This window comes from Croceicoccus pelagius (assembly GCF_001661915.1).
GTDB classification, from domain to species: Bacteria; Pseudomonadota; Alphaproteobacteria; order Sphingomonadales; family Sphingomonadaceae; genus Croceicoccus; species Croceicoccus pelagius.
This window is the reverse complement of record NZ_LYWY01000039.1, coordinates 470579-495887: the sequence shown is the minus strand read 5'-3', so window position 1 is coordinate 495887 and position 25309 is coordinate 470579. Positions and strand designations below refer to the sequence as shown.

Sequence of the window (25309 nt, the reverse complement as noted above, 5' to 3'; positions counted from 1 at the left end):
GCGAGGGGGACTACCTCTCCCTAGATCCGCCCGCCCTTCCACACGACACGGCCCAGCACTTCGACCTCTTCCAGCGGGACGTTCGCGTCCGACGGATACGCCTTGTTGTCCGAGATTACCGAGACCTGCCCCTCGCGCTCGAACAAGAGGCGTTTGACCATCAGGGTGCCGTCACGGCGGATGACGTGGATGCCGTCGCGCAGGCGGCCGCCGTACTGGGCCTCGGCGCGGGCGACGAGGATTTCGTCTCCGTCCGACAGCGTCGGGTCCATCGAATCGCCGGCGACCGACAGCGCGGTGAGGCCATTGGGGGTCAGCCCCATTTTGCGCAGCCAGCCCTCGGAAAAGCCGAGGTGGCCGACCGGCGCATCGTCTTCTGCCAGCGCGCCCGGCCCGGCCGATGCGCCCAGCGCCAGCCGGGGAATCGCGATCCAGCTTTTGCGCGGGGCCTTTGCAGGAACGTAGGAATTATCCGCACCGTCCGGCGCGCCCAGTTCCGATTCGTCCACGCCGAAGAACTGGGCCAGCGTGCGGCGGTCGTTCTCCTCCAGCTTTCGGGGGCTACCCTTCCGATCAATGTTCGCTGACCAGTCCACCGCCGCCGCAATGCCCATCCGCGGCACCCGCAGCGCCCGCCGCTATCCCGCCGAACGCATAGAAGGCGCCCTGCGCGCACTGGCATCGGGGCATGGGCAAATCGTCATCCACCGTGAAGTGCCGTGGGCCAGCATCACGTTCGCAGGGGCGCGCCACACGCTGTCGCTGGCCTTTTCGGGCACTGCCGCTCTCGAGGCGGGCGAGCGCATGATCGCCGAGCTTCCCGACCACGAATTCGTCATTCCAGGCCAGCTTGTCGCCGATGCGCAGGTCCTGTCGGTCGATCACGCGATGCTGCCCGAGCCCGTCATGCGGGTCGAGGTCGAGCTGCTCCTGCTCGACGAAGGCTAACGCCGTGCGATGGCGGTGGGGGTGCGTGCCCCCACCCATTTGCCCATGTCGACCGTGTTCGAAACGCGGTAGACTTCTCCGCGCGCGTTGAGGAACAATCGCTCCATCTCGTCACGCGTGAACGGTCGGCTGCCGAGGCGGCCGAACACCGCGATCTGGCCGCCGGTTTCGTCCACGCCGCGATCGCGGTCCAACCCCTTGCTGAGAGCCAGCGCAGGCGATGGCGTCTTCGCCCAGGCGATCAGCGTAGGTTTGGGCACCGGCGCGAAACCATAGACGCCGGGGGTGCGTTCAAAGTCGGTCAGTTGCAGGACTTTCATACCGTTAACACCGTCCGCGACATAGGCAAAGGCACTGGCATTGGTGGAGCCGACGATCACGTCCTCCGCATCGGTCAGCGTGCCGCCGGCAGTGAACTTCTCCAGCACCGCAGGGCGACGCGGAGTGGTTATGTCGACGATCACCAGACCTTCGGACTTCGCGGCGACATAGGCGAAAGTGCGGGCCAGATAGACGCGGCGCGCGTCGGCCAGCGGCACGGTCGCGCCCGCCACAGGCCTAGGCTGCGAAAGGTCCGTCACGTCGAGCAGTTCCAGCCCGTTCGCCGTCGTCGCCCAGAGGTAGCGGAACTGCACCGCGGTCGCGCGCGGATCGTCCAGAGGCACGACGCTCGTCACCTTGGGATCGAGGCAGGTCTCTCCGCCTTTCTTCGCGCTCACCTCGCAGGGCGCCTTTGGCGACCACGGCTTGGGCAGGTGGACCGTCACCAGCGCGCGATCCGTCACGACATAGGCATAGTCGCCCGCCAGCGTGATATGCCGCGCGCCCGTCAGCACGCCGTCGGGGTTGAAGGTGAAAGCGCGGAACAGGAAGTTGTTGCGGAATTCGCCGTCGGCCATCGTGTCGACGTTGACCGCGATCAGGCCTTCCTCGCTATCGGTGACAAAGGCGTAGGAATACACCGGGCTGAAGGGCTGTTCTTGGTTCGCACCGCGCAGTTCGGGGGTGTTGCGCGTGGGCGCGATCGCCTGGTTCGTCGGGATCGCCATGCAGGTCGCGTTCTTCGTCTTCACCCGCGTATCGTGGCCCAGCGGGCTGAACGGCGCGGTCACGATGCTTTCCGAGAAACCCTTGTTGCCGACAGAGGCGATGTCATAGACCGAGAAGCCGCCCTTGCCCTGCGCCACGAACATGTATTCACCGCGCATCTGCAGGCACCGGACGGCATCCGGCGTTCCTTGCACGACGTTGCGGAATAGTTCGCGCTGCTTCGTTTCGCCCGACAGGTTCGCGTCCGCGATCGGCCCGCGGGTCCACTCTTTCAACTCGCGGCCGTTATCCTCGACATGGGCGCGCCAGTAGTCGGGATAGGCATAGCGGTGCAGGTACGACCCGATCACGGCCTGGGGCTCGTCCCACTCGGTCACGCGGATCGCCTCGAACCCGCCTTCGAGACCGGTGAAAGCGTGCAGCCCGACGAAATTGACGTAGTTCGTGCCGAGCAGGAGCAGCTGCGATAGAATCGCGTTGTTGTCGTCCTCCTCGCTCACGTGACAGTCGGTGCACTGCTTCGTCTCGTTCTTGCGGACGGTATGCGGGAAGTGCGGCGCGAAAGCCTGTGAGGAATAGCCGATCGCGCTGATCGGCGGCTGCTGCACGTAGATGCGTTCGCGGTTGATGTTGGTCGACGACAGGATCAGCGCCGAGGTGGAGCGGATCGGCGCGATGATGCCCTTGTCCGGTTCCTCGCCGCTGGCCTTCGTCGTCTGGTGACGGCCCAGCTGGAACATCTGGTCGCGCGCGACTTGCGGGTTGTAGGTCGCGTAGTTGCGCGTGTCCTCGCCCTCGTACTTGTGCATCGAGGATTTCCAGTTCGCCTCAATCGGCAAGTGGCAGCCTGCGCAGCTCGTCGTCCAGGCAAGGTGGCAGGTGAAGCACGCCATGTCGTCATCGTCATGCGCGCGGTTCGCCTTCTCGACACCCGTACCAAATGTGTATTCGCCGGTTTCCGACGCCGACTTCGCCATCAGCTTGGCGCGCGCGGCCTTCGGGTTGAAGACCGGCTTGCCCAGTGCGTCGGTCACGCCCTGCCAGCGCGCGTCGACCGAATCCTTCACCAGGCTGACCTGCCATTCCAGATCAGGGTCGATGATCGAACGCTGGATCAGCACCTTGCGCCCGCCGGCATCGGAGAACCATTCGAAGCGCGGCTTGCCGTCCATGTTGCGAAGCAGGGCCAGGTTGTGCCCTTCGGGCGGCGCGGCAAGGTTGCTGGTCTTCAGCGTCGGATAGGCATCCGCCGTGCCGTGGCAGTCCTTGCACCCGATCTCGACCGCGTTGGCGACTTCCCCGTAGATCAGGCCCGAACCGTGGCTGTCCTGCGCGAAGTGGCAGTCGGCGCACTGCATCCCCTTTTCGGCGTGGATGTCCATCATGTGGACCGACTTGCCCGGATTGTCGCCGGCGGGGACGAACTTGCCCTCGCCCGCCTTGCGCCACTTCTCGGGGTCGCTTTCGTCCACGATATGCGCAATGTCGGTGCCATAGCTCGACATGTCGCCGTCTGCATCGAGCAGATTGCCGCGCCGGTCTCGCTTCAGGATCGCGCGGAAATTCCAGCCGTGGCCGTGGTAGTCGGCGAACTGCGTATCCTCGTTCGTCTCGTTGAGGTCATAGACGTTGCGCAGGAATTCGACATCGCGCCACAGGCCGGATGGCGATGCGCCTTCGGGATTGCGGTCCAGCACTTCGCGCTTTTCCTTCGCGGTGGGATAGTACTGCTGTTTGAACAGCGCCGCATAGTCCTCGTCGCTCATCCCTTCGGGACGCGGGGCAGTGTTTTCCGGACCCGGCCACATCTGGGCCGCGTCGCTTTCATAGTCCCACATCGTGTAGCCGAGGTAGGTGTTCAGGAAGATGTTCGGTTGGTGCATGTGGCAGTTCATGCACTGCGCGGTCGGGATGGCGCGGGTGAAGGTATGCGCCAGCGGGTGGCCGCGCTCACGCTCGTTGAACGGGACGGGTCCCGCCTGCCCCCCTGCCATATGGCCATTTTCGTCGAGGCCAGCAGCCGCATGGGCCTCCGCCTTGTCCATCGCGTGTGCCTTGGCCGTGCCATGCGGTGCGACACCTTCTGCCGGACCGAAAGCGACCTGCTGCGCGGACATCGTGGCGGCGCGGCAATCGGCCTCGCTCGCGCCTTCCTTGCCCGTGTAACCCTTCGCGCCGTGATGCGTGTCGAGCACCGAGCCTTGCACCTTGCCGTGCGCCTCGTGCTCTGCCGCGTCGTAAGTGCCGTATGCGCCCTTGAGTTGGCGGCCTTCGCGCAAGAAATTGATCGTCGGATCCGCCGTGACAGTCTGACCGTCGCGCCCGCACTGGGCATAGTTCATGGAGTGGCGCGGTTCGCGATCGTTCGCATAGATCACGTGGCACGCCGCGCAGCCGGATGAGCGATAGTCGCCCGGCTGATCGTTCGTCCCCATCTGGTAGAGGAACGGGTCGTTGAGGCGCGTCTTGTGGATGTTCAGCACCGGAATCGCGACGCGAAGCCCGGTCGAAGGCCCGCGGTTCGACTGCTTGAGATCGGGCCGTCCCGGTTCTTCCAGACGCTGGATCAGGCCGGTCGGGTTGGGCAGGCCGATTTCGGGGAACTGCGGGTTGATCGTGCGGCCCCCGTCCTCAAACACGCGGAAAATGTCGCCGGGCGGAACCGTGGTCCACATCGGCAACGGATAAAGCACGGGCAGCGCGCCGCGCGCCTTTTCCTCTTCCGTCACCGTGCCCCACATCGGCTTGCCGTCGGGGCCGATCTCGCGGCTGGCGCTTTTCAGCAGGGCCGGTTCGCCATCGCGGGTATAGCTTTCGCCGAAGATGTAGTTCTTGAACGGCACGATTCCGTTGTTGTAGGCGGCCCCGCCCCACAACATCGCGCCGGTCGACATCAGGCTGCGCTCTGACGCCTCGATGATCTCGATATGGCAGGCCCCGCAGGCATCGCGCACGACGCGGTAATCGGACGGGTTCACGAAGCGGACGAATTCAGGGCTTTCCTTGGCCAGCAGCGCGTAGGACCGTTCCGGGTTGGCGCTCGACGGCCAGTTCCAGCCTGCGGGATACTTGGGCAGCACGTGCGCGGCCTTCATCGCGGCCATGTAGTCCATGCCGCCATGCGGCCATTCGGGCGCGGCCTGGATCGTGGAATCGCCGCCGTGGCAATTGGTGCAGCTCAGCACCACGGCGGGGCTGGCGTGCATCGTCTTGTGATCGGTAGCCGTGTGGCACGAAACGCAGCCCGTGTTCTGCTGATCGACGTAGGCCCAGTTCTCGGCCAGCGTGTCGCCCGGCTGCCCCTTGGGCGCGGGCGCGGCGCGGATGTGCTTCACGTCCTGCGGCGTCTCTCCGCCAGCGGCCATCAGCGCGGCGGGCAAGAGGATTGCCGCGAGGAGCAGGATGAGCCTGCCCAGATGCCACTTGGGGCGGCTGGTGTGCATGATTGCGTCCATCAGAAAGCAAACGTCGCGTTGGCGAGGACCGAGTAGAACCTGTCATCGCGGCCCCGCGCCACGAAAAGGTCGCCGAAACCGTCGGAAGGATCGAACACCGCGCCCGACAGGCGGATCACCGCGTTCTGGTTCGCCCACGGTCGCCAGATGCCCGCCACCGACACGTCATGGCCGATCGCCTTGGGGATCGAACCTTCGGAGCGCAGGACCTGCACGATTTCGGTGCTGTCGAACCACAAGTGGTTCCAGTTGGCCGAGACGCGGATGTCGGGCGTAAGGTCGGCATCGACCCCTGCGCCCAGCAGCACCGTCCCCGGATTGTTGAAGTTCGACTGCCCCTGCTCCTTGCTGGACCGCAGCGAGTTCAGGATACCGTTGCGCCCGTTGACTGCCACAGCGCGCCCGCCGCCTGCGAACGGGATAGTCTGCCGGATCCAGTACGACGTATCGGCCCCTGCAAAGACGGGGTTCTCGAAGATCGCGTCGAAGCCGGTTTCCTTCCCGTCATAGGGATCGCTGTCCCCGCTGGCATAGAGGCCCGACAGGCGGAAGCGCAGCCAGTCGACGTCATAGCTCGCCTCTGCCGCGGCGAAGAACGCCTCGATCTTAGAAGCATCGTCGGTGAAGATGTCGTCCCGATCCTCGCCGAACGCACCGTAAAGCTGCGTCGTCACGTTCACGCGGCCGAAGTGCCCGTCCATGGCGTGACCGATATAGACGACGTCGTAGTCCCGCCCGCGAAGATTGCCGAGCAGCGCGGGACGCACCGGAAAGCCGTTCTTGTCGACCTCGATATCGCCCGCCTCGCGGTTCATGTTGTAGGTCAGCGAAAGCTGGCTCGTCATGCCGACGACGGGGAAATCCTGCCGGTAGACGTTCGCGGTGAAGACATAATCGTCGCGCGGGCTTTGCGTGATGTCGTTAAGACCCGAATTCGTGTCCTTTTCGACGCGCCAGAACGCGGCGGCGTTGAACTGCCAGCGGTTATTGTCGCGGTTGCCGAAGAAGCGGATGCCCAACTGGTTGTCCTGAAACAGGAAACCGCGGAAATCCGACTGCCACGGCTGAATCCCCGCGCGGACCGAGAAGAAGTCGTAGCGCTTCGAATCGAAGCGGCCGATGTGGTAGTCGACGAAAGCTTCCTGCAGGCCGATGAAGAAGTCGTGCCGCTCACTGTCCTCGCTCGGCTCGACCTCCAGCACGCGGCGTTCGGGAACGTCGACGTAGTTGTACTGGCCCGCCACCGTGACGCGGTATTCGACCGTCGGCGGCTTGAACGCGGTCATGCCCTTCAGCAGCGAGACGCCCGCGATAAACGTCTGTGCGAGCACGAGACTGTCGCTGCGCCCGAACACGTCGAGACTGTCGGGCCGGTCCGTCGTCTGCACACCGACCGGAATAGGGAAGCTACGCGGTTCGACCACCGTGTCCGAAATGCCCGTCAGGATCAGATACCAGTCGTCGCCCTTCAGAAACCCGGGGCGCTTTTCGCCCAGCGGGTGATCGCCCTTCAGCAGGTTGTGATGAAAGGGATCGAGCTTCGAATGGCACATCGCCGCAAGGTTCGGATAAAGCGTGTAGATCGACGTATCGCCGCCCTTGGGGCACAGCGACGACGTGATCCGCGCTCTATCCGGCACCGCGACATCGAGCGTCAGGTCGCCTTCGGTGCCATCATACTCGGTATAGAATGCTTCGGGCGGCGGGGCGCGCACCGCGCCTTCGTTCTGCTGCACGATCGGATCGGGAAGCTCGCTCTGCACGCCGGGGCGGCGGCGATCCTCGATCGGAACGTCCTCTGCATCCTGCAGCACAGGGTCGCCCGCAGCGACAGGTTCGCCTGCCTGCATCGCGATCAGAGCCAGCGGCGAGATGAGAGCGAAGCCGAGCCCCATCACAGCCCCTCGCAGACGTTCTGTTCGTCGGTATCGAGGAACGGGGCAAACGGGCAGGATATATAGCGCAACCTGACGCTCGCATCGCCGAGGTCTACCACGATCCGGTCGGCGCGAATGTCCTTGGGCGCGTTGCCGAGAGTCCCCAGCTTCTGCCCCGCATTATGCGTGCCGAGGAAGCTGATCATGTCGTCCTGGTCGATGCCGTCACCCGACACGCCGATCCCGCCGACGAGCACGCCGTCGCGATAGACCGGGACCGAACCGGGGAAGATCTGGATACCGTTGGCAAGACGCACCTGCCCCGTCGGCGATGCCGGAATGCCGCTGCACTGGCGCGGCGTATCGGCGTTCATGCCCAGAACGAAACCGACGTGTTGCAGGAGGTTACCCGCGACAAGCTGGACCTGAAGGCCCGTGGCGAACGGGTTGAAATCTTCGATCGGGCGGCTGAACGGCCCGTGCGGGCGGCCCAGTTCGCCATCGGGGAAATAGGGCCGCGACAGGTTGCCGCCGCTGCGGTCGGCAAAGGCGAACGTGCCGGTAAGCGCCGTCGGATCGCCAAGGAAATCGCGAGCCGCCTGCACGAATGGCGCGCTGGCGGGATTGGCCAGCATCTGCTCTGCCGCGACAGGGTTTGAAAAGAACGCCGCCGTGCGCGCCTTCTGAAGCGACACATCGGTGCCGAAGATCGGCGCATCGGGGCCGCGCACGACGCCCAGCACTTCGCCGTAGGTGTCGACAAGGCTGATCGAGACTTGCGCGCGGCTGTCGAGCGGGCGGCGGATCTGGGCGCGGGCGCGGCTCATGACCTTAAATGCTTCTTCAAGGATCGCCTGTGCCTCGGCCTGCGTCAGCGGCCGGGCATGGGCGGCGCCGTCGGTTGCCGCGCGCACGGGGAAGCGGTTTGTGCCCGCCCCGTCGGTAAGCACGAATGCATCACCGTTCGTGAATTCGGCCATGCTGGCGCGGCGAATGCCTGAACTTTCGGTGCCGTAAGCCGTGCCCGCGATCAGCGTTCCGTCGGTATATCCGTTGATCGCGATGAGCGCGCCGGCCGTGCCGTTGATCGCCGCGAAATTGGTCTGAAGCGCGGCAAGCTTGTCGACACTGGCGTCCGAAAACCGCAGTGTCGTCCCGTCGACCGTGATGCGGTTGGCAAGGATGTTTTCCGGCGGGGCGAACCCCTGTATCGCGGCAAGCGCGATATATTCCTCGGCATCGGTATCGACGTCGAGCACATTGGGGTCGAGGCCATAGTCCCCGTCGCCCATAACACCCACGCCGCCCACGACGACACCGTTCTTGTAGAGCGGAAAACCGCCCGGATCGGCGGCAAGGCCCAGCGGCGAACGCTTGGGCCCGATCAGTCCGTCCGATGCCCGCGCAACGAGGTCCGAACAGGGCAGCTGCGAGAACTGCACCCCGAACAACGGACCCGATTCAAGCCCCGGCGTCGTCGGAGCCGGCGGGAAATGTTCCTGCACGATCATGCTTGCCGTGCGGGACGAAAACGCGTTGCCGCCGCTCGACAGGTAGGCACCGGTAATGGCCTTGGCGATCGCGCCCGCGGCCGAGGGAATGGTCAATCCCTGTGCGTCGACCGGCGTGTCGTTCTGCGCGTTCAGAAACGGGATGAACGCGCTGGTCACCATGTCGTCCCTCGCGCCGTTCATGCGGAACACGGCGAGCACATTGCCGACGCGGTCGACCACAGCAATCGTGCTGGGCAAGCCCCTTGCCTGCGCTTCGCCGACGGCCTGCGCGATGATCTGCTGCACGTCGGTGGCCGACAGCGATTCCTGCGCCGGATCGGCATAGAGCCTGCCGCCGACCGGCGAAGGCGTCGGCGTCGGCGCGACGCCGCCCACCGAATTGCCGTCCCCGCCCCCGCCGCAGCCCGACAGGGCCAGCGAGAACGCCGCGAGGATCGGCAGAGGGGCCGCAATGCGCCGCATCGTCAGCGCATGCCCCGGATGGCGCGAACGGCGCTGGAGAGCGCGGCACGGAAAGCCAGCGGCTCGAAGCTGTTCGGCTCCTTGACCGAGGCATAGGCCCGGTTGATGTCGAGCCGCAGCGCGCTTGCCTGCGCCGGGCTGACCGCACCTTGCGCAACAAGGCCAGAGAGCAGTGTGTCCATCGCCATGACCGATTGGACCGCGCCTTCGTAATCGGTGTAGCGCACGGCCACGCCCTCGCTGGCGATAGCCTCGATCATGGCGAAGCCCTGCTTGTCGGTGAAGGCAGAGCCCGCGAACCGGCGCGACAGGTCTTTCGCCATGGCCCGCATCTGCGCGGCTTCGACCACGGCGGCATCGCGCCCTTGCGTCATCGAGGCGTGGAAACGCTTTACCTGCGCGTCGTAGCTGCCAGCCACATCGGGCGCGAGAACGCGCACGGCCGCGGCCAGCATGATCATGTTCTCGTCGTTGTAGGGCGGATAGCCGGTCGGGATCGGACGATAGGGATTGGCCACCTTGCTCGCCCGCGCGTCCGCCCCGTCATAGATCGGGCGGTGGCACGAATGGCAGTCGAAGAAATAGAATTCGGGGAACATGCCATCGGTGGCAAGGCCCGGCTTTTCGAACAGGGAAAGCGAGCGGTTCAGCGCCTCTGCCTGACCCACCGCCCAGGTCTGCAACGCGTTGGGGCGGCCCTTGCGCTCGACATAGTCGGCATCCACGTTCCAGTGCTGCTGCAGCGTCGAGAACAGGTCCAGCTCGAACGAAACGCGCGGATGCCCTGCCCCCATTATCCGGTGGTGGACGAACTGGCCCTTGGCGGTCCCGCCGAAGTGACAGTCGAGGCAGACGCCCGCGCGGGTCTGCGGATCGACCAGATCGGTCATCCCTTGCGACACATTGCGTTCGTGCGTCGCGCCGACGGTATAGTGTCCCGCGATCCAGCTGCCCGCCGCGCCGTGGCACGCCTCGCACCCGACGGCATCTTCGAGACGCGCTGCGCCAGGCTCTGCATGACAGCCAAGACAGTCCCGCGCCACGCCCGCATCGTCGAGGCCGAGGCGGCGGATGATGTCCTTGCCGCGCGGTTCGAAAAGGACGCGATAGGCACGGCTATGCGCGCCGGTGGGCGAGGATTCCTCCTGCCACATCTGCAATTCGTCCTGACGCACGGGAACACCATCGCCCAGCGAGCGGCCATGACAGGTCGAGCCTGCACATGACGCGACGCCGAGGTGACGCTTCATCGTGTCGGAATGGTCGGAGGCCTGCGCCCCGGCAGGCTGCGGCGCGAGGAGGAAACTGGCCGCCAATGCGCCCGAGGCCATCAGGACGCAGGCGCAAAGCCCAAGCAGCGCGGTTCGTGACAGGCCGAGCCTGTCCACGATACGCACCAGCCGACCAGCAGTGTTCCCCACACCTGTTCCCCCATTCAAGGTGCCGCGCAGGTCGCGACACCTTCCCTGCCCATGAACAGCCTAGCGTGGCCCGCGCCGATTCTTCAACCCGCGCACGGCAATTTAAGCCCGCCTGATCACCATGTTGCGGATCTCGCTCATGTCTTCCATGGCGAACCGGATGCCTTCGCGGCCAAGGCCGGAATCCTTCACGCCGCCATAGGGCATGTTGTCGACGCGGTAGGATGACACATCGTTCACCACGATGCCGCCCACGTCCAGTTCGTCCCACGCGTCCAGGACCTTGTGAATGTCGCGGGTGAACAGCCCCGCCTGAAGCCCGAATTTGCTGTCATTGACTTCGGCCAGCGCCTTGTCCCAGTCGCTAAACTTCGAAAGGATCGCCAGCGGGCCGAACGCTTCTTCACGCACCGCGTCGCAATTGTCGGGCACGTCTTCCAGCAGCGTCGCTTCCAGCATCGCGCCATCGCGCTTGCCGCCGACGAGCAGCTTTCCGCCCGCCTTCACCGCCGACTGGACCCAGCCGTCGAGGCGCTTGGCCTCTTTCTCCGAGATCATCGGACCGATGAAGGTATCGCGGTCCTTGGGATCGCCCGCGACCAGCGTCTTCGTTTTCGCGACCAGCATCTCGCGGAACTCGTCATAGATGCGTTCGTGGATGACAATGCGCTGCACGCCGATGCACGACTGGCCCGACTGGTAGAATGCACCGAAGATAATCCGTTCGAGCGCATGGTCGAGATCGGCATCATGATCGACGATCACCGCCGCATTGCCGCCCAGTTCCAGCACGACCTTTTTCTTCCCGCTCTTCGCCTTTAACGCCCAACCCACGTCGGGGCTGCCGGTGAAGGATAAGAGCTTCAGCCGATCGTCCGTCGTGAACAGGTCCGCGCCGTCGCGGCTGGCCGGAAGGATCGAGAACGCGCCTTCGGGCAGGACGTCGCATTCGGCCAGAATCTCGCCCATGATGATCGCGCCCAGCGGGGTCATGCTGGCCGGCTTCATCACGAAGGGACAACCCATGGCGATGGCCGGTGCGATCTTGTGCGCGGCAAGGTTGAGCGGAAAGTTGAACGGGCTGATGAAGCTGCACGGCCCGATGGGAACGCGCTTCCAGATGCCCATATAGCCTTTTGCCCGGGCCGAAATGTCCAGCGGCTGGACTTCGCCATAATTGCGGGTCGCCTCCTCGCTCGCGATGCGGAACGTGTCGATCAAGCGCGTGACTTCGCCTTCTGCATCCTTGATCGGCTTTCCCGCCTCCACGCAAAGGGCATAGGCCAGTTCGTCGAACCGTTCACGAAACCGCGCGACGCAGTGGTCGAGAACGCCCTGCCGCTCGTAACTGGCAAGCTTCGCCATGGCAGGGGCCGCGCGCGTCGCGCCCGCGATCGCCTCGTCGATGATGTCGGGCGTCGCCAGCGCGGTGCGGAAAGCGACCTCGCCGGTGAACTTGTCGGTCACGGCAAGGTCGGTGTTGGGCTGCACTGCCTTGTTGTTCAGATAAAGCGGATATGTGTCTTTGAGCTTGGTCACTTGGGTCCTCCAATCCCGAACGAAATCACAGCTTCGCGCTGAGTTCCTTGATCTCGTTGTTCAGGATCTGGTCGTTCTCGTTATAATCGACCGGGCAATCGATCAGGTGCACACCCGGCGTGTCTCGGCAGTGGGCCAGCACTTCCTTCAAATGGTCGGAGCTTTCGACACGGTGACCCTTCGCGCCGTAGCTTTCGGCATAGGCCACGAAATCGGGGTTGCCATACGTCAGACCCCAGTCCTCGAAACCCATGTTCGCCTGTTTCCAGCGGATCATGCCGTAGGAATCGTCGCGCAGGATCAGAACCGTGAGATTGAGCCCTAACCGCACAGCGGTCTCCATCTCCTGGCTGTTCATCATGAACCCGCCGTCGCCGCAGATCGCCATGACCTTGCGGGTCGGATAGAGCATCGCGCTCATCATCGCGCTGGGAAGCCCCGCCCCCATCGTGGCGAGCGCATTGTCGAGCAGGACGGTGTTCGGCAGATAGGCGGTGTACCCGCGCGCGAACCAGATCTTGTAGACCCCGTTGTCCAGACAGATGATCCCGTCCTGCGGCATCGATGCGCGAACTTGGCTCACCAGATGCGGCGGAAAGATAGGGAATCGGGTGTCGTCAGCCAGCGGTTTGGTGTGTTCGACCTCTGCCTTGCGATAGGCCAGCATGTGATCGAAATTCCACGCGCCCGAGGGCACGATGTCTTCCTTCATCTGCCAGACGGCATTGGCGATATCGCCGATCACCTCGATCTGCGGGAAATAGACAGGATCCACTTCTGCAGTCTTGGTGGAAACGTGGATGACCGTGACACCGTCGTTCTTCATGAAGAAGGGCGGCTTCTCGATCACGTCGTGGCCGACATTGATGATGCAGTCCGAATCCTCGACCGCGCGGTGCACGAAGTCTCCCGACGACAGCGCAGCACAGCCCAGGAACAGCGGGTGGCGTTCATCGATCACGCCCTTGCCGAGTTGCGTCGTGAGGAACGGGATTCCGGTCTTTTCGACGAACTGGCGCAGCATTCGCCCGGTCATCTTGCGGTTGGCGCCTGCACCGATGACCAGAACCGGCGCCTTGGCCTTTTCCAGCGCGGCGACGGCAAGGCGCACGGCCTTAGGCTCTGCACTCGGGCGGCGGGCGACGCTGGGTTTGATCGGGCGGCTGTCGGTATGTTCGTCAGCAATATCCTCGGGCAGTTCGAGGTGGACCGCACCGGGCTTTTCCTCCTCGGCCAGACGGAACGCCTCGCGCACGCGGCTGGGGATGTTGTCGCTGCTGGCCAATTGGTGCGCGTATTTCGTGATCGGCCCCATCATCGCCACCACGTCTAGGATCTGGAACCGGCCCTGCTTCGATTTCTTGATCGGTTTTTGCCCGGTGATCATCATCATAGGCATCCCGCCAAGCTGGGCATAGGCCGCCGCCGTCACGAAGTTCGTCGCACCGGGGCCAAGCGTTGCAAGGCACACGCCGGTCTTGCCGGTATGGCGGCCATAAGTCGCGGCCATGAAGCCTGCGCCCTGTTCGTGCCGCGTCAGCACCAGCTTTATCTGTTTCGACCGGGACAGCGAATCGAGGAAATCGAGGTTCTCCTCGCCCGGCACGCCGAAGATGTATTCGACGCCCTCGTTCTCGAGGCACTCGATGAAAAGATCCGATGCTTTCTGCTTGTCGCCCACGATACGTCCCCCCTTGATCGATCGCTTCAGGTATGAAGGGGTATCACCCTTCGGCGCATCCGCCCACCTGCTTAACCGTCACTTCGTGGAACCCATGATTGACCTGTGCTTTTGATAGGACAATGAGCAAGCGCACATGGGACATGGGGCTGGACCGGAAAGGTTCGCCCACGGGGCTTTCGCCGAAGGACTGGATTTCGGTGATCAAGGGCGGCTGGGCGAGAGCGGCTGAGCACAATATGGGCCTGATCGCGGCTGGCGTTGCGTTCTACCTGTTTCTTGCGATGGTCCCGTTATTGGGCGCGGTGGTGATGATGTATGGCCTTCTCGCCGATCCGGCGACCGTTGCGCGCCACGTTGCCGAGCTGTCCGACACCCTGCCTGCGTCGGCCGCCGAAATCATTCGCGGCCAGCTTGAATCGCTGGTCGAAGGGTCGGACAAGTCGAAAGGTATCGGCCTTTTGGTCTCGCTCGCCCTCGCCCTGTTTGGCGCGCGCAACGGGGCGGGATCGATGATTATTGCGCTCAATGTCGCATTCGGCTGTCCGGAAGGACGCGGATTCGTGGGCAAGAACCTTGTCGCGCTGGCGATCACCGTCGGCGGTGCGGTTGCGGCGGTCGTAATGTTCGCCGGAATGGGCGCCTTCAGTGCGCTGCAGGCTCTCGTCGCGCCGGACAATGCGATTGTAGCGCTGGTCGGCCAACTGGTGACCTGGGTAGTCCTGATCGTAGCGATGGCAAGCGCGATCGCCCTGCTGTTCCGCTATGGCCCTGCCTGCGAAACACCGCCGCTGCGCTGGTTGTCGCCGGGTTCGATCCTTGCCGCTGTCATGGCCGCGCTGCTGACATTGGCCTTCAGCTTCTACGTCTCGAACTTCGGCAGCTACAATGCGACGTATGGCGCGCTGGGCGGGGTTGTCGTGCTGCTGACGTGGCTCTGGCTGACAAGCTACGTGATCCTGATCGGGGCTGAAGCGGACGTCGCTCTTATGGAGAGGGCGGACACGCCTGATCCAAGCCCGCGCCCAAGCTAGGAGCGCGAAGCGATCCGACGCTTGGAAGCGAGAGCGTTCAGGCCGGCCAGCGGGCGACAGCCCGTCTGACGTCACGGGATTTGCTCCCGTGACGGCCGCTCAGCCTAGTTTATACTCCCAACCCAGCGGATCGCCGTCCATCACCTCGACACCCTTGGCGGCAAGGCCGTCACGAATCGCGTCCGAGGCGGCAAAGTCCTTTTCCGCGCGGGCAGCCTTGCGCCGCTCCATCGCGTTCTCGATCTCGCTTTCCTCGACCGTCGCATCCTTGGGGCGAATGCGAAACTCCTCGCGCAAGACCAGCGGCAGACCAAGCGCCGACAGCATTGCGCCGACAAGCGATGCCTTCTGCTCCTGATCGACCTTCTTCACCGCAACCGCCTCTTCCAGAACGGTGAGCGCGACGGCGGTGTTGAGATCATCCGACAGCGCCGCATCGAACTTGTCGACCAGCGGCGTCAGCTTCTGGTGCGTAACCGTCGCGCGCACCGATTCCAGCGTCGCGCCGTCGGTCACGAGTTCCAGCAGGTTTCGCGCCGAACCCAGCAGGCGCTTCAATCGCACCAGCGCCGCGCCCAGCCCCTCCCAGCTGAACTCAAGCTCGCTGCGGTAATGCGCCTGAAGGCACAGCATCCGGTAGGCGAGCGGGTGGTAGCCCTTGTCGATCAGCAGCTGGAGCCGCAGGAACTCGCCGCTAGACTTGCTCATCTTGCCCGACCGCTCGACGAGGAAGTTGTTGTGCATCCAGATGTTCGCGCCCGAATTGGCCGCATTTGACAGCGCACCGCATTCGCAGAACGCCTGATTTTGGGCGATCTCGTTCGGGTGGTGGATCTCGCGGTGGTCGATGCCGCCGGTATGGATGTCGAATGGAAAGCCCAGCACCTTGCCGCTCATCACCGAGCATTCGAGATGCCAGCCCGGCGCGCCCTTGCCCCAGGGGCTGTCCCATTCCATCTGGCGCTTCTCGCCCAGAGGCGTCTTGCGCCAGATCGCGAAGTCGGCGGCATTGCGCTTGCCGTCCACGGCCTCGATCCGGCCCTCACCCTCTTCGGTGACAGCACGGGCCAGCCTGCCGTAATCAGCGACGGTCGAAACGTCGAAATAGAGCCCGCTGTCGAGCTCATAGCAGTGCTTCGGCGCGATCGCCCGCGCGAACTCCAGCATCTCGTCGATGTAGTCGGTCGCGATCGTCCACTTGGCGGGCTGACGGATGTTCAGCGCCTTTACGTCGGCCCAGTAAGCCTCGGTATAATGGCGCGCGATGTCCCAGATGGATTGGGCTTTTGCCGCCGCCATCTTTTCCATCTTGTCCTCGCCTGCGTCCCCATCGTCTGTCAGGTGACCGACGTCGGTGATGTTGATGACATGGGTCAGGTCAAATCCCTTCCACGTCAGTACGCGGCCCAGCGTGTCGGCAAAGACGTAAGCGCGCATGTTGCCAATGTGGGGGTAGTTGTAGACCGTCGGCCCGCAGGAATAGACCCGCGCCTCGCCCGCGTGCACCGGCACGAACGGCTGGGCGCTGCGCGTCAGCGAATTGAACAGGGTCAGCGGGTGATCGGCAGTCTCGGTCATGCGCGCGCCTGTGCCCGCGAAAGGCGCGCCCGGTCAAGCACGGACCGGGCGCGGCCTGTCACTGGTTGCCGTCTTCTTCCTCGCACTCGTCCTGCCGGACATCGACGGGACACTGCTTTCCGTCGAGCGCACCGTCTTCCCAAAGGTCGTCGTTGCCCGTGCCGGTGATCGGTTCGTCGATCAGCGGCTCGAACCCTTCGGAGTTGGTCTTCTCGATGGTGATGATCCGCGTCTCAATCGTTGAACGCGGCTCTCCGTCGAGGATGGAGTGCGGCGGTTCCTCGTTGATGATCTGCTTCACCAGCTCTGTATCGATGGTCGGGCCGCACAGCCCGCCAAAGCCGATGTAGCAGCCATTGACCGAGGAATAGGGCACCGCCGACAGCGGGAAGGCAATGCCGAACGCGGTATCCAGCCCGACTTCGCCCGCGACGACGCCGTTGATGACCACGAAGGGCATCGTGCCGCCCGAATTGGTCACCGTCATCGTATCGGCCACGAACCCGCGCCGTGCGTTGAACGACGTGTCGGCACCGGTATTGGCGACATAGAACCCGCCCGCGTCGATCACGACCGAGCCGCCTTCGATCAGGCTGCGCCCGTCGCCACCATCGACCACCCCCAGCGCGTCGGTGAGGTCGGGGAAGTCAACCGTCGCGATATCGGAGAGCGTCTGCGCGCTGCCCGCCACGATGGTATTTGCAGCTAGCATCAGGCTACCCGCCTGTGCTCCGCCCGAACGCACGCGGATCGAACCGCCTGCCGAGTTCACGTAGAGATCGCCCCCGCTGTCGATCATCAGCATCGCGCCGCCCGCATTGTCGAGCAGCAGTCCGCCGGTAACGGTGACATTGCCCGCCGCCATCAGCGCCATCGTGCCGCCGCTGCCAACCGCGCCGCTGCCCGCGACGAGCGAGACATCGCCCACGGCCAGCGTACCCCCCGTGGTGAGCGAGAAGCCGCCCGCCGAAGCGAAGCGCGACAGTTCGGCATTGTCGAGCAGGAAGCCGGGCGAAGCGATGCCCGAACCCAGCCCTGCGTTACCCGTCGCGACGATAGAGATATCGTCCGTCCCCGTCCCGCTACCGATCAGCGCCAGCGCGCCGACAGCAAGGTCCGCTGTCTCGATATAGATCAGCCTGCCGCTGGCCGTGCCGTCGATGCTGGCGAGATTGCCCGCGTCGATACCGAACAGTTCGGCGGCCAGCGCGGTGCCGAGCACGTTGACGTCGGTTGCCGCATTCAGCGCGATATTGCCCGCCCCGACATTCGGGATGACGACCGCCTGGCCGGTCTGGCCGGTCGGCGACGACGGAGCGACACCGGCGAACAGGTCGCCCACCATCACACTCGCCCCGGTGGAGGTAAGCACCACGTCGCCGCTCGCCTGGGCGAACGAGACCGCCAGATCGCCAGCCGTCGTGATCGCGACATTGCCGTCGAAGGCCGTCGCATCGGTAACGGCCAGCGCCCCTGCCGAGGCAACGTCGACGTCGGTACCATAGAGCGAGACGAGCCCGCCCACGGCCAGATCCGCCACGCTGATCGCGCCGCTGTTCGAGAACAGCACCACGCCCTGTCCCGCCGCGATCGACGAATAGGATTGCCCCGCCTGTGTAAAGACCGAGATATCGAGCGGCGCGGAGAGCGCATCAACACCCAGCACCGCGTTTGCCGAGAGATAGAGCGAGCCGCCGCTGACCAGCGAACCGCCCGAAATATCGCCACCGGCGATCACGTTCAGGTCGCTGGCGGAGGTGACGATGCCGGACAGCACGATGTCGCCGGTATCGGACACAAGGTTCACGACACCGCCCGAGGTCACCGGCCCCACAGCCTGCGAACCGGTTGTGAGAACCGAAACGTCTCCGGCTGCCGTCACCGGACCAAGTCCCGCCACCGATCCTGCCGTAGCCGAAACAGCACCGCCGCTTGTGACGACGCCAGCCGTCAACACGCCCATCGCATCAAAAACGACATCGCCGCCTGCGACGACTGTCCCGCCGGTCACATCACCGCCGGTCGAGACCAGCGATACCACACCGCCCGCATCAAGAGCCGTAAAGGTCAGCCCCGCCGACGTCAGCGCGTCGATATCGCCTACCGTCGTCACCGGGCCAAGTCCCGTGATCGCATTCGCGGTCAGGAACACCGAAGCGCCGCTGTCGATCGAAGTCGCCGACAGATTGCCCGCCGCATCGATCGCGACATTACCGCCCGCCGCGACCGAACCGCCGGTCACATCACCACCGGTCGAGGCCAGCGAAACCAGCCCACCCGCATCAAGCGCCGTGAACGTCAGCCCCGCCGACGTCAGCGCGTCGATATCGCCTACCGCCGTCACCGGGCCCAGTCCCGTGATCGCATTCGCGGTCAGAAACACCGAAGCGCCGCTGTCGATCAAAGTCGCCGACAGATTGCCCGCCGCATCGATCGCGACATTACCGCCCGCGGCAACCGAACCGCCAGTCACATCACCGCCGGTCGAGGTCAGCGTAACCGCGCCGCCTGCACCCAACGTCGTGAAGGCGATGTCGAGGACCGAAGTCGCAGAAATATCGGCCAGCGCATCGACCGAACCGAGGCCCGCGATCGAATTCGCGTCGAGAATGACCGAACCCGTCGCTACGATACCGTCCGCGAACAACGCTCCGCCCGCGGTGATCGACACGTTGTCCTCGGCGGAAATCGTCCCGCCGGTCACGTCGCCCGCCGAAGTCATGCCGACCGCGCCGTTGATGACAAGCGCCCCGAACCCGATCGAGCCGCCATTCAGCGTCAATGCCGAGATATCCGAGGCCGTCGCGATGGTGATCGCACCTGGAGCAGTCAGCGCCAGATCGTTGCCGCCTGTCTGGACATCGCCCAGCGCGATGGTCGTCCCCGCCGTAATGTCGCCTTGCGTGCCGAGCACGAGCATGCCCACATTGAACGCACCCGGCGTCGTATAAGGCGTCGGAACCGGCGCGCCGATCGCGCCCGACTGCACCAGTTGTCCGCCCACGGTCATCGCGCCGATATCGACGTCGCCGCCGACCGTCAGGCCGAGATCGCCGGTCGACGATACGCTTCCGGTGCCGAGCAGCGAACCGCTGACCAAAATGTCCAGCGGACCGCCGAACGCGCGGGCCGAGCCGGTGAGGACAAGGTCGCCTCCGGTCACGACAACGCTTGTCGCGCCGCCCGATCCGAAGCTGAGCCCGTCGGCAAAGACTCCGCTCGCCGCATTGAGCGACAGGGCTGTCGTAGAGGAGACTTCTTCGGTGCAGGTCGCGGTCAGGCACAGGAACCGGATCGCGCCCGTGGCAAAGGCATCGAGCGTATCGGCGCGAAAGCCCCCGCCGTTGCCCGCCCGGAATACGAGATCGCCCGACGTGTAGAACTGTGCCGGTCCAACGACGACGATCGGGTTCAGCGTCGATGTGACGGTGATCCCGCCCTCAGCAAGCCCGGCATTATAGCCGTTGGCAAAGAACAGGCTGTCGAACTGGACCGTCCCGCTCGTTGTATCGGTCAGCGCGATTGTGCCGCCCGCGATGATCGATTCGACCAGAACACCGTCGGCATAAGCCTCAAGGCTTCCGCCCGTGATCGAGCCGGTGCCGTCTGCATTGATGAAGACCGAACCTGCCGTCGCATCGCCATCGGCGCCGAAGGCCGGCCCGAAACCGCCCTCGCCCGCATAACCTTCGGCATAGAGGCCGAGAATGCCATGCGTGATCGCGCCGTCGAGCGCGTCGACCGTGACCGTTCCGCCGACGCCGAGGCTGCCCGCGCCGCCCGTACCGTCGACGGCGGAGCCGCCGCTGCCGCCATATCCGCCTGCGGCAATGTAGAACGGGGAGAGCGAATTGAGCGCGCCGCCATTGATCGCGGCGATCCGCATGTCGCCGCCTATGCCGAACCCTGCAGCGCCGCCGTTCGCCGAGGTACCGCTGGCGTCGCCGCCCCAGCCGCCGTCGCCGTAGGCGTAGAGGAACAACCCGTCGAACGTGAACGCCGCGCCGTCCGCGATGACAGCGAGCTGTCCCGCCGTGCCGTTGCCGCCAGTGCCCGCGTTACCGGTATCACTGCTGCCGCCGTCGGCACCAAGCCCGTCCACCGCCACCGTGTAGGACTGACCGCCCAGCCCGATCGCGGTCGCGTCGAGGTCGGCGAGGATGTTCATTGTCGCGGTGCCGCCAAAGCCCGAACCGCCGTTCGATCCGGCAAACTGGCCGCTGCTGCCGCCCGAATCGTCAGGGCCTGCGGAACCGCCGATGCCCGCGGCCTCGATGTCGATAAACGAAGCCTCGTTGAAGCCGCCCGCAAATTCATAAAGCGCGTCGCCGCCAAATCCGTCGCCTCCGCTGCCGCCGAATGCGGTGAAGAAGAACGGATCGTTCCCGCCGCCCGCACCGCCATAGCCGGTTGCCGATACGATCACGCCGAAGGGGGCTGGGAAGCCGTTGGCGATCTGGCCCAGCACGTTGCCGCCGTTCACGATCATCGCCGCCGAACCGCCCGTGCCGGTGCCGCCGGTGCCTGCCGTGTTACCCTGCGCGGAACCGCCTTGCCCCGCCTGCGTGCCCAGGACGGGATCGGGACTGCGCGGATTGCCTTCGGCGCGGATGCCGATACCGCCGAACATGTTGAGCGTGCCGCCGTCGATCTGGACCAGCGCCGCCCCGCCGATGCCGTCGCCGCCGTCACCGACAGGTTCCACACCCTCGGCATTCTGGTTGGAGCCTGCGCCGCCCATGCCGCTGGCATTGACGCCCATCGTCGCGACTTGCGCTACACCGCCGGACTGGAAATACTGCGCGATGCCGCCCTGCCCCGCTCCGCCCGTTCCGCCCGCCGAGGCAGAGCCGAATGCTGAACTGCCATAGCCGGTCGCCGAAATGTCGAGAGCGGCGCCTTCGGGGAAGTTGAACGAACCGATCGTGCCGCCGGTAACCGACACCGTCGCGCTGCCGCCGATGGCGTCGAAGCCATCGCCCGTGCTGCGCCCGCCCAGGGGTTGGAGCGCGCCGTCCAAGGTATAGGACAAACCGCGCGCAAAGACGGCGATGCCGTCGGCCAGCAGGTCGCCGCCGCTGACCGAAAGCAACGCCGAACCGCCCTGCGAACCGCCGATAGCACCCGCCGCATCGGTACGAGCGCCTGCGCCGCCATCGGCCCGGATGTCGAGTGTAACCGCCTCTACCGTATCGCTGCCGAACAGCATCTGGCCGTCCTGAACCAGCACTTGCGCCGTGCCGCCGGTGCCGAATGCGCCGTCGGGATTGCCGTCTGCGCCAAGACCCATTGACCAGACGGTCGCGATATTGATCGTCTCGATCGCGGCGGTCGGCCCCGTGGTGGCCATAGTGACATTGCCGCCGGTGGCCGAAGTGTCGCTATAGGCGATGCTTTGCAGGTTGATGTTCGTCGCGTTGACGAAGCCGTCGTTGACGATCAACGAAACGTCGCCTGCCGTGGCCGGACCCGCACCGGTCACGATGCTGGCGAGGGTGAAATCCTGAAACGCCGCGATCAGTCCGCCGGTATCGACGCCGACATCGACGCTGCCACGGCCGAAAACGGACAGGTTGCCGAACGCCAGTGCCTCTGCGCCACCAGCGACATCGAAAGTCGCGATCCCGCTGGTCGAATCGTCGAAACCGGCGACAAGCGTGAGGTCGCCCTGCGCGAGAAGCGATTGCGAACCCAGCACCGCCGTCGACTGCGCAAGGTTGACATCGACGGCGCTGTATCCGGCAAGCAGAGTATCTTCGAGGAACGTGTTTGCGCCTAGCGCGTCGCTGATCGTGATCGTGTCGCTGGCAAGGCCAAAGACCGCGCTGGTCGTGGTAAGACCGTCGATCGCGATCGAGCTCGACCCCGAACCGGTGGCGATATCAGGCAGCCCGCCTGCAACGTCATAGCCTGCGGAAAGGACGATAGCACCGTCCACCTCGCCTGCGACGACCGCCGGGGCATAGCCCATAAGGCCCGAAAGCAGCATCGTCATCGCCTGGTTCTTGGGAACCGCGAGATAGTACTGGTTGTGGTTGGGATCGGCGGCATTGCCCGCCGGACCGAACGTCGCGCCGTCGTGGACGATACCGTTCGCATCGGTCGTGCCGACATCGACCGTAATGTCGAATAGCCCTGCCGAAATCGTCATCGTCGCAGCCTCTGCCGCGACATAGGCGACCGAGCCGTTGACGTTCACGCTACCGCTCTGCTGGATGCGGGGGGCGACGACGGCAAGATAGCTCTGCGGGAAGATCAGGTCGATATCGCTGTCGACGCGGGGCGAAAACGTGACCGACGCATTGGGATTGGGCGCCTGCCCGAACGTGATCGGCGTGCCGAGATCGGGGAGCGTGCCGTCGCCAGCCAGCTGGATCGGGCTGGCCGACAGGACGAGGCCGTTGACGTCGAATGTCGCAAGCGCGCCCACGACAAAGCCATTGGGGTTGTAGAACCAGACGTTACCCTGCCCGTTCGCCCAGGTCGCGCTGACGACGCCGTCGATGGCGAGCGGGTTGGTCGTGCCGCCCACAGGCGTGATGCGGTTGAGCACGGTGAACTGCGGGCCGGTGCTCTCGAACGAAAGCGTCGATGCCTCGTCAAGGAAGACGTCGGCATCGGTCGCGGTCCAGTCGACCAGCGCCTCTGTCTCAGTCGGCGTAATCGTGACTGTCGTGGTCACGCCATTGTTGACGATGCTGTCGGTGCCGAACTGGCCGACGCCGTTCGCATTGACCTGCGCGTCCGCGGGACTGATCGCCGCGAGAGCCACTGCCGCGACCGATGTGCCCAGCATCAGCTGGCCAAACCGTGTCGCCTTGCGCGTGGTGCGAACCGTGTTCGTCATCGCCAAAGTCCCCATGTTGCGCATCCTACTATTGCGTCCCATATCCCCGCCCCTCACTGCGCCAGCAGCACGGAAAGGCTGAGAAGCGCGCGCCAGTCGCCCTTCGCGCCGTCGTCGAACCGCGTATCGCGCAGCGGCACGGCAAGCGCCGCGTCGAGCCGGAACCGGTCCATGAAATTGGCGCGTGCACCCGCGCCTGCGGAAAAGAGCTTTTCGGCGCCCAATTCGTCGAAGCCGGCATCGTGGTTCCAGAACCATCCCGCGTCGAAGAAGGCGTAAGGCTGCACCGCGTGGCCCCCTGCGACCTCGGGCCATGCCGAGCCGTAACGCAGCTCTGACCGGAACCCGAGCGCAGAGTCGCCCAGAACCGCGCCCGGATCATAGCCGCGCCCGATGGTGTAATTGCCGCCCGAAAATTCCTCGTAGGACAGCAGGGCATTCGGCGCCCACTGCGCGCGCGGCTGGAACGCGATCGTGAAGCGCGGATCGGGCCGATAGGTAACGTTGGCGTCAGCGCGCAGCACGAAGGCGGTGGGATCGCCGTCGAGGCGGCTGGTAAACTCCTCGCCAGCGCCAAGACACTTGTCGAAGTTCTTCGAGCAATCGGTGCTCGCCCCGAAGATGTTGAGACCCTGTCGAACCTCAACGCCGCCGGACACGCCAAAGTGCGGTTCGAGCGCGGAATAGCCGCCGCGTCCGCTTGCGCTCATGCCGTCGATCGTCGCGTAATCGGCGCGCAGCCACGCGACCCGCAGCTTGTCCTCAGTCAGCGTCGCGCTGCCGAACATCACTTCCTGGTCGACGATGTCGAGCCCGCCGCCAAGGAACAGGTTGCGCGTACGGCTGCGGATCAGGGGATAGTCGGCGCGGATCGTCCCCGCCACGGTTTCGGAACTGAACGGGTTCTGTCCGCCGACGGTGGGCCGCGTTTCGGCATAAGTGAAATCACCGGCAAGGCGCAGACCATCGCGACCAAGGCGCATTTCGTGCCCGATCTGGAATACGATCTGTTCGTCGAAATCGGACGAGGTGACGAGGGACAGCGTGGTCGCGTCGCCCATGCCCGTCTGGCCCGCAAAGCGGACGCGGCCAAGGATCGACCACGGACCCGTCGCGCTGCTGCCGAAATTCTGGACGAGCGCATCGGCGCTCCACGGAATGCGGCGGACCGAGACTTCACCGACAAGCTCGCCGGGCTTCCCGTCGATGGGGCGCAGCGCAAGCCGCGCATCGACGCCGGGCAGGTCGCGGGTGAGCAGCAACGTGCGCTCCGCCTCTGCCGTGTTGAACACCGACTGTTCGGTGAGCGGCGAGAGATAGCGCAGCAGGATACCCTCGTTCGGCCCTGCGTCGCCCTTGATCTGAAGCCGCGTGATCCGCGCTGCCAGAACGTCCAGCCGCAGCGTGCCGTCCTCGATCCTTTGCGGCGGCACCTGCACCGCGGCAAGATAGCCCATGCTGCGCAGCATCGTCGCGGCGCGGTCGCGGATTTCGCACACCGCGGCGACCGGCATCGTCTGCCCCGCCATGCCAACCCAAGCACCCGACAGGTCGACACCTTCGGGGAAAGGTTCGAGGCCGGTGAAGACGACATTGCTGAGCGTGAAGGAAATGTCGGCAAACTCGGGCGCGGCCAGCGGGCACGGCGCGCGTTCGACGTCGCCCGCATCGAGAGCGGAGTTATCGAGGTCGCCGATCGCGCCCTGCACCACGCCGCGTTCGATCTCCTCACGCGTCGGCAAGGCCACGTCGGACGCCTGCGCCATGGCGATCGCGGGCATCATCGCGGTGCCTGCCAGCGCCATTGCCGCTATCGCGCGCCCGGTCTTCACTCTATTCATCTTGCCTCCCGCAGCGCGGCCCCAAATCCCGCGCTTCCCCGTAATTCCAATCGTACCCGCAG

At 65.0% G+C, this 25309-nt stretch carries 12 protein-coding genes; 2 read left to right on the top strand and 10 right to left on the bottom strand.

Annotation, left to right across the window (positions count from 1 at the left end):
* Positions 1 to 20: 20 nt before the first annotated feature.
* Entirely contained in the window at positions 21 to 614 is a 594-nt protein-coding gene (locus A9D15_RS13785; protein ID WP_082924474.1) for a S24 family peptidase, read from the bottom strand.
* Here A9D15_RS13785 and A9D15_RS13780 point away from each other — a divergent pair.
* The gene (locus A9D15_RS13780; RefSeq protein WP_156521788.1) at positions 607 to 948 is read left to right on the top strand and encodes a hypothetical protein; all 342 of its coding nucleotides are present in this window, start codon (positions 607 to 609) and stop codon (positions 946 to 948) included. The two genes, A9D15_RS13785 and A9D15_RS13780, sit on opposite strands and share 8 nt — an antisense overlap.
* Here A9D15_RS13780 and A9D15_RS13775 read toward each other — a convergent pair.
* The 6 genes from A9D15_RS13775 to A9D15_RS13750 form a co-directional block, all read right to left on the bottom strand.
* Entirely contained in the window at positions 945 to 5441 is a 4497-nt protein-coding gene (locus A9D15_RS13775) for a hypothetical protein (protein WP_244881983.1), read from the bottom strand. The two genes, A9D15_RS13780 and A9D15_RS13775, sit on opposite strands and share 4 nt — an antisense overlap.
* 11 nt (positions 5442 to 5452) lie before the next feature.
* Complete coding sequence (locus tag A9D15_RS13770) at positions 5453 to 7348, bottom strand: hypothetical protein (RefSeq protein ID WP_066765896.1); 1896 nt, start codon at positions 7346 to 7348, stop codon at positions 5453 to 5455.
* A complete protein-coding gene (locus A9D15_RS13765; RefSeq protein WP_066765892.1) occupies positions 7348 to 9306 on the bottom strand; it encodes a heme-binding protein in 1959 nt (652 codons plus the stop codon). The genes A9D15_RS13770 and A9D15_RS13765 overlap by 1 nt, the downstream gene beginning before the upstream one ends.
* Before the next feature lie 2 nt (positions 9307 to 9308).
* Positions 9309 to 10727, bottom strand: a complete 1419-nt coding sequence (locus tag A9D15_RS13760; protein WP_082924473.1) for a multiheme c-type cytochrome — start codon at positions 10725 to 10727, stop codon at positions 9309 to 9311.
* A 102-nt stretch (positions 10728 to 10829) separates the two neighbouring features.
* Positions 10830 to 12266 carry an aldehyde dehydrogenase family protein gene (locus A9D15_RS13755; RefSeq protein WP_066765888.1) on the bottom strand — a complete coding sequence of 479 codons (1437 nt, stop codon included), beginning with the start codon at positions 12264 to 12266 and terminating at the stop codon, positions 10830 to 10832.
* Between the two features lie 25 nt (positions 12267 to 12291).
* Positions 12292 to 13947, bottom strand: coding sequence for an acetolactate synthase large subunit (locus A9D15_RS13750; protein ID WP_066765886.1), 1656 nt, complete (start codon positions 13945 to 13947; stop codon positions 12292 to 12294).
* Between the two features lie 122 nt (positions 13948 to 14069).
* Here A9D15_RS13750 and A9D15_RS13745 point away from each other — a divergent pair, with 122 nt between their 5' ends.
* On the top strand, positions 14070 to 14981 hold the full coding sequence (locus A9D15_RS13745) for a YihY/virulence factor BrkB family protein (protein WP_229660247.1): 912 nt from the start codon (positions 14070 to 14072) through the stop codon (positions 14979 to 14981).
* 99 nt (positions 14982 to 15080) lie between these two features.
* On the opposite strand, the gene cysS is transcribed toward A9D15_RS13745, so the two are convergent.
* From cysS to A9D15_RS13730, 3 genes are read right to left on the bottom strand one after another with little or no spacing between them, the layout of a single operon-like run.
* On the bottom strand, positions 15081 to 16559 hold the full coding sequence (gene cysS / locus A9D15_RS13740; RefSeq protein ID WP_066765884.1) for a cysteine--tRNA ligase: 1479 nt from the start codon (positions 16557 to 16559) through the stop codon (positions 15081 to 15083).
* Positions 16560 to 16617: 58 nt separating this feature from the next.
* The gene (locus A9D15_RS13735; protein ID WP_066765883.1) at positions 16618 to 23406 is read right to left on the bottom strand and encodes a beta strand repeat-containing protein; all 6789 of its coding nucleotides are present in this window, start codon (positions 23404 to 23406) and stop codon (positions 16618 to 16620) included.
* A gap of 53 nt (positions 23407 to 23459) precedes the next feature.
* Entirely contained in the window at positions 23460 to 25247 is a 1788-nt protein-coding gene (locus tag A9D15_RS13730; protein WP_172807530.1) for a ShlB/FhaC/HecB family hemolysin secretion/activation protein, read from the bottom strand.
* Positions 25248 to 25309 lie beyond the last annotated feature (62 nt).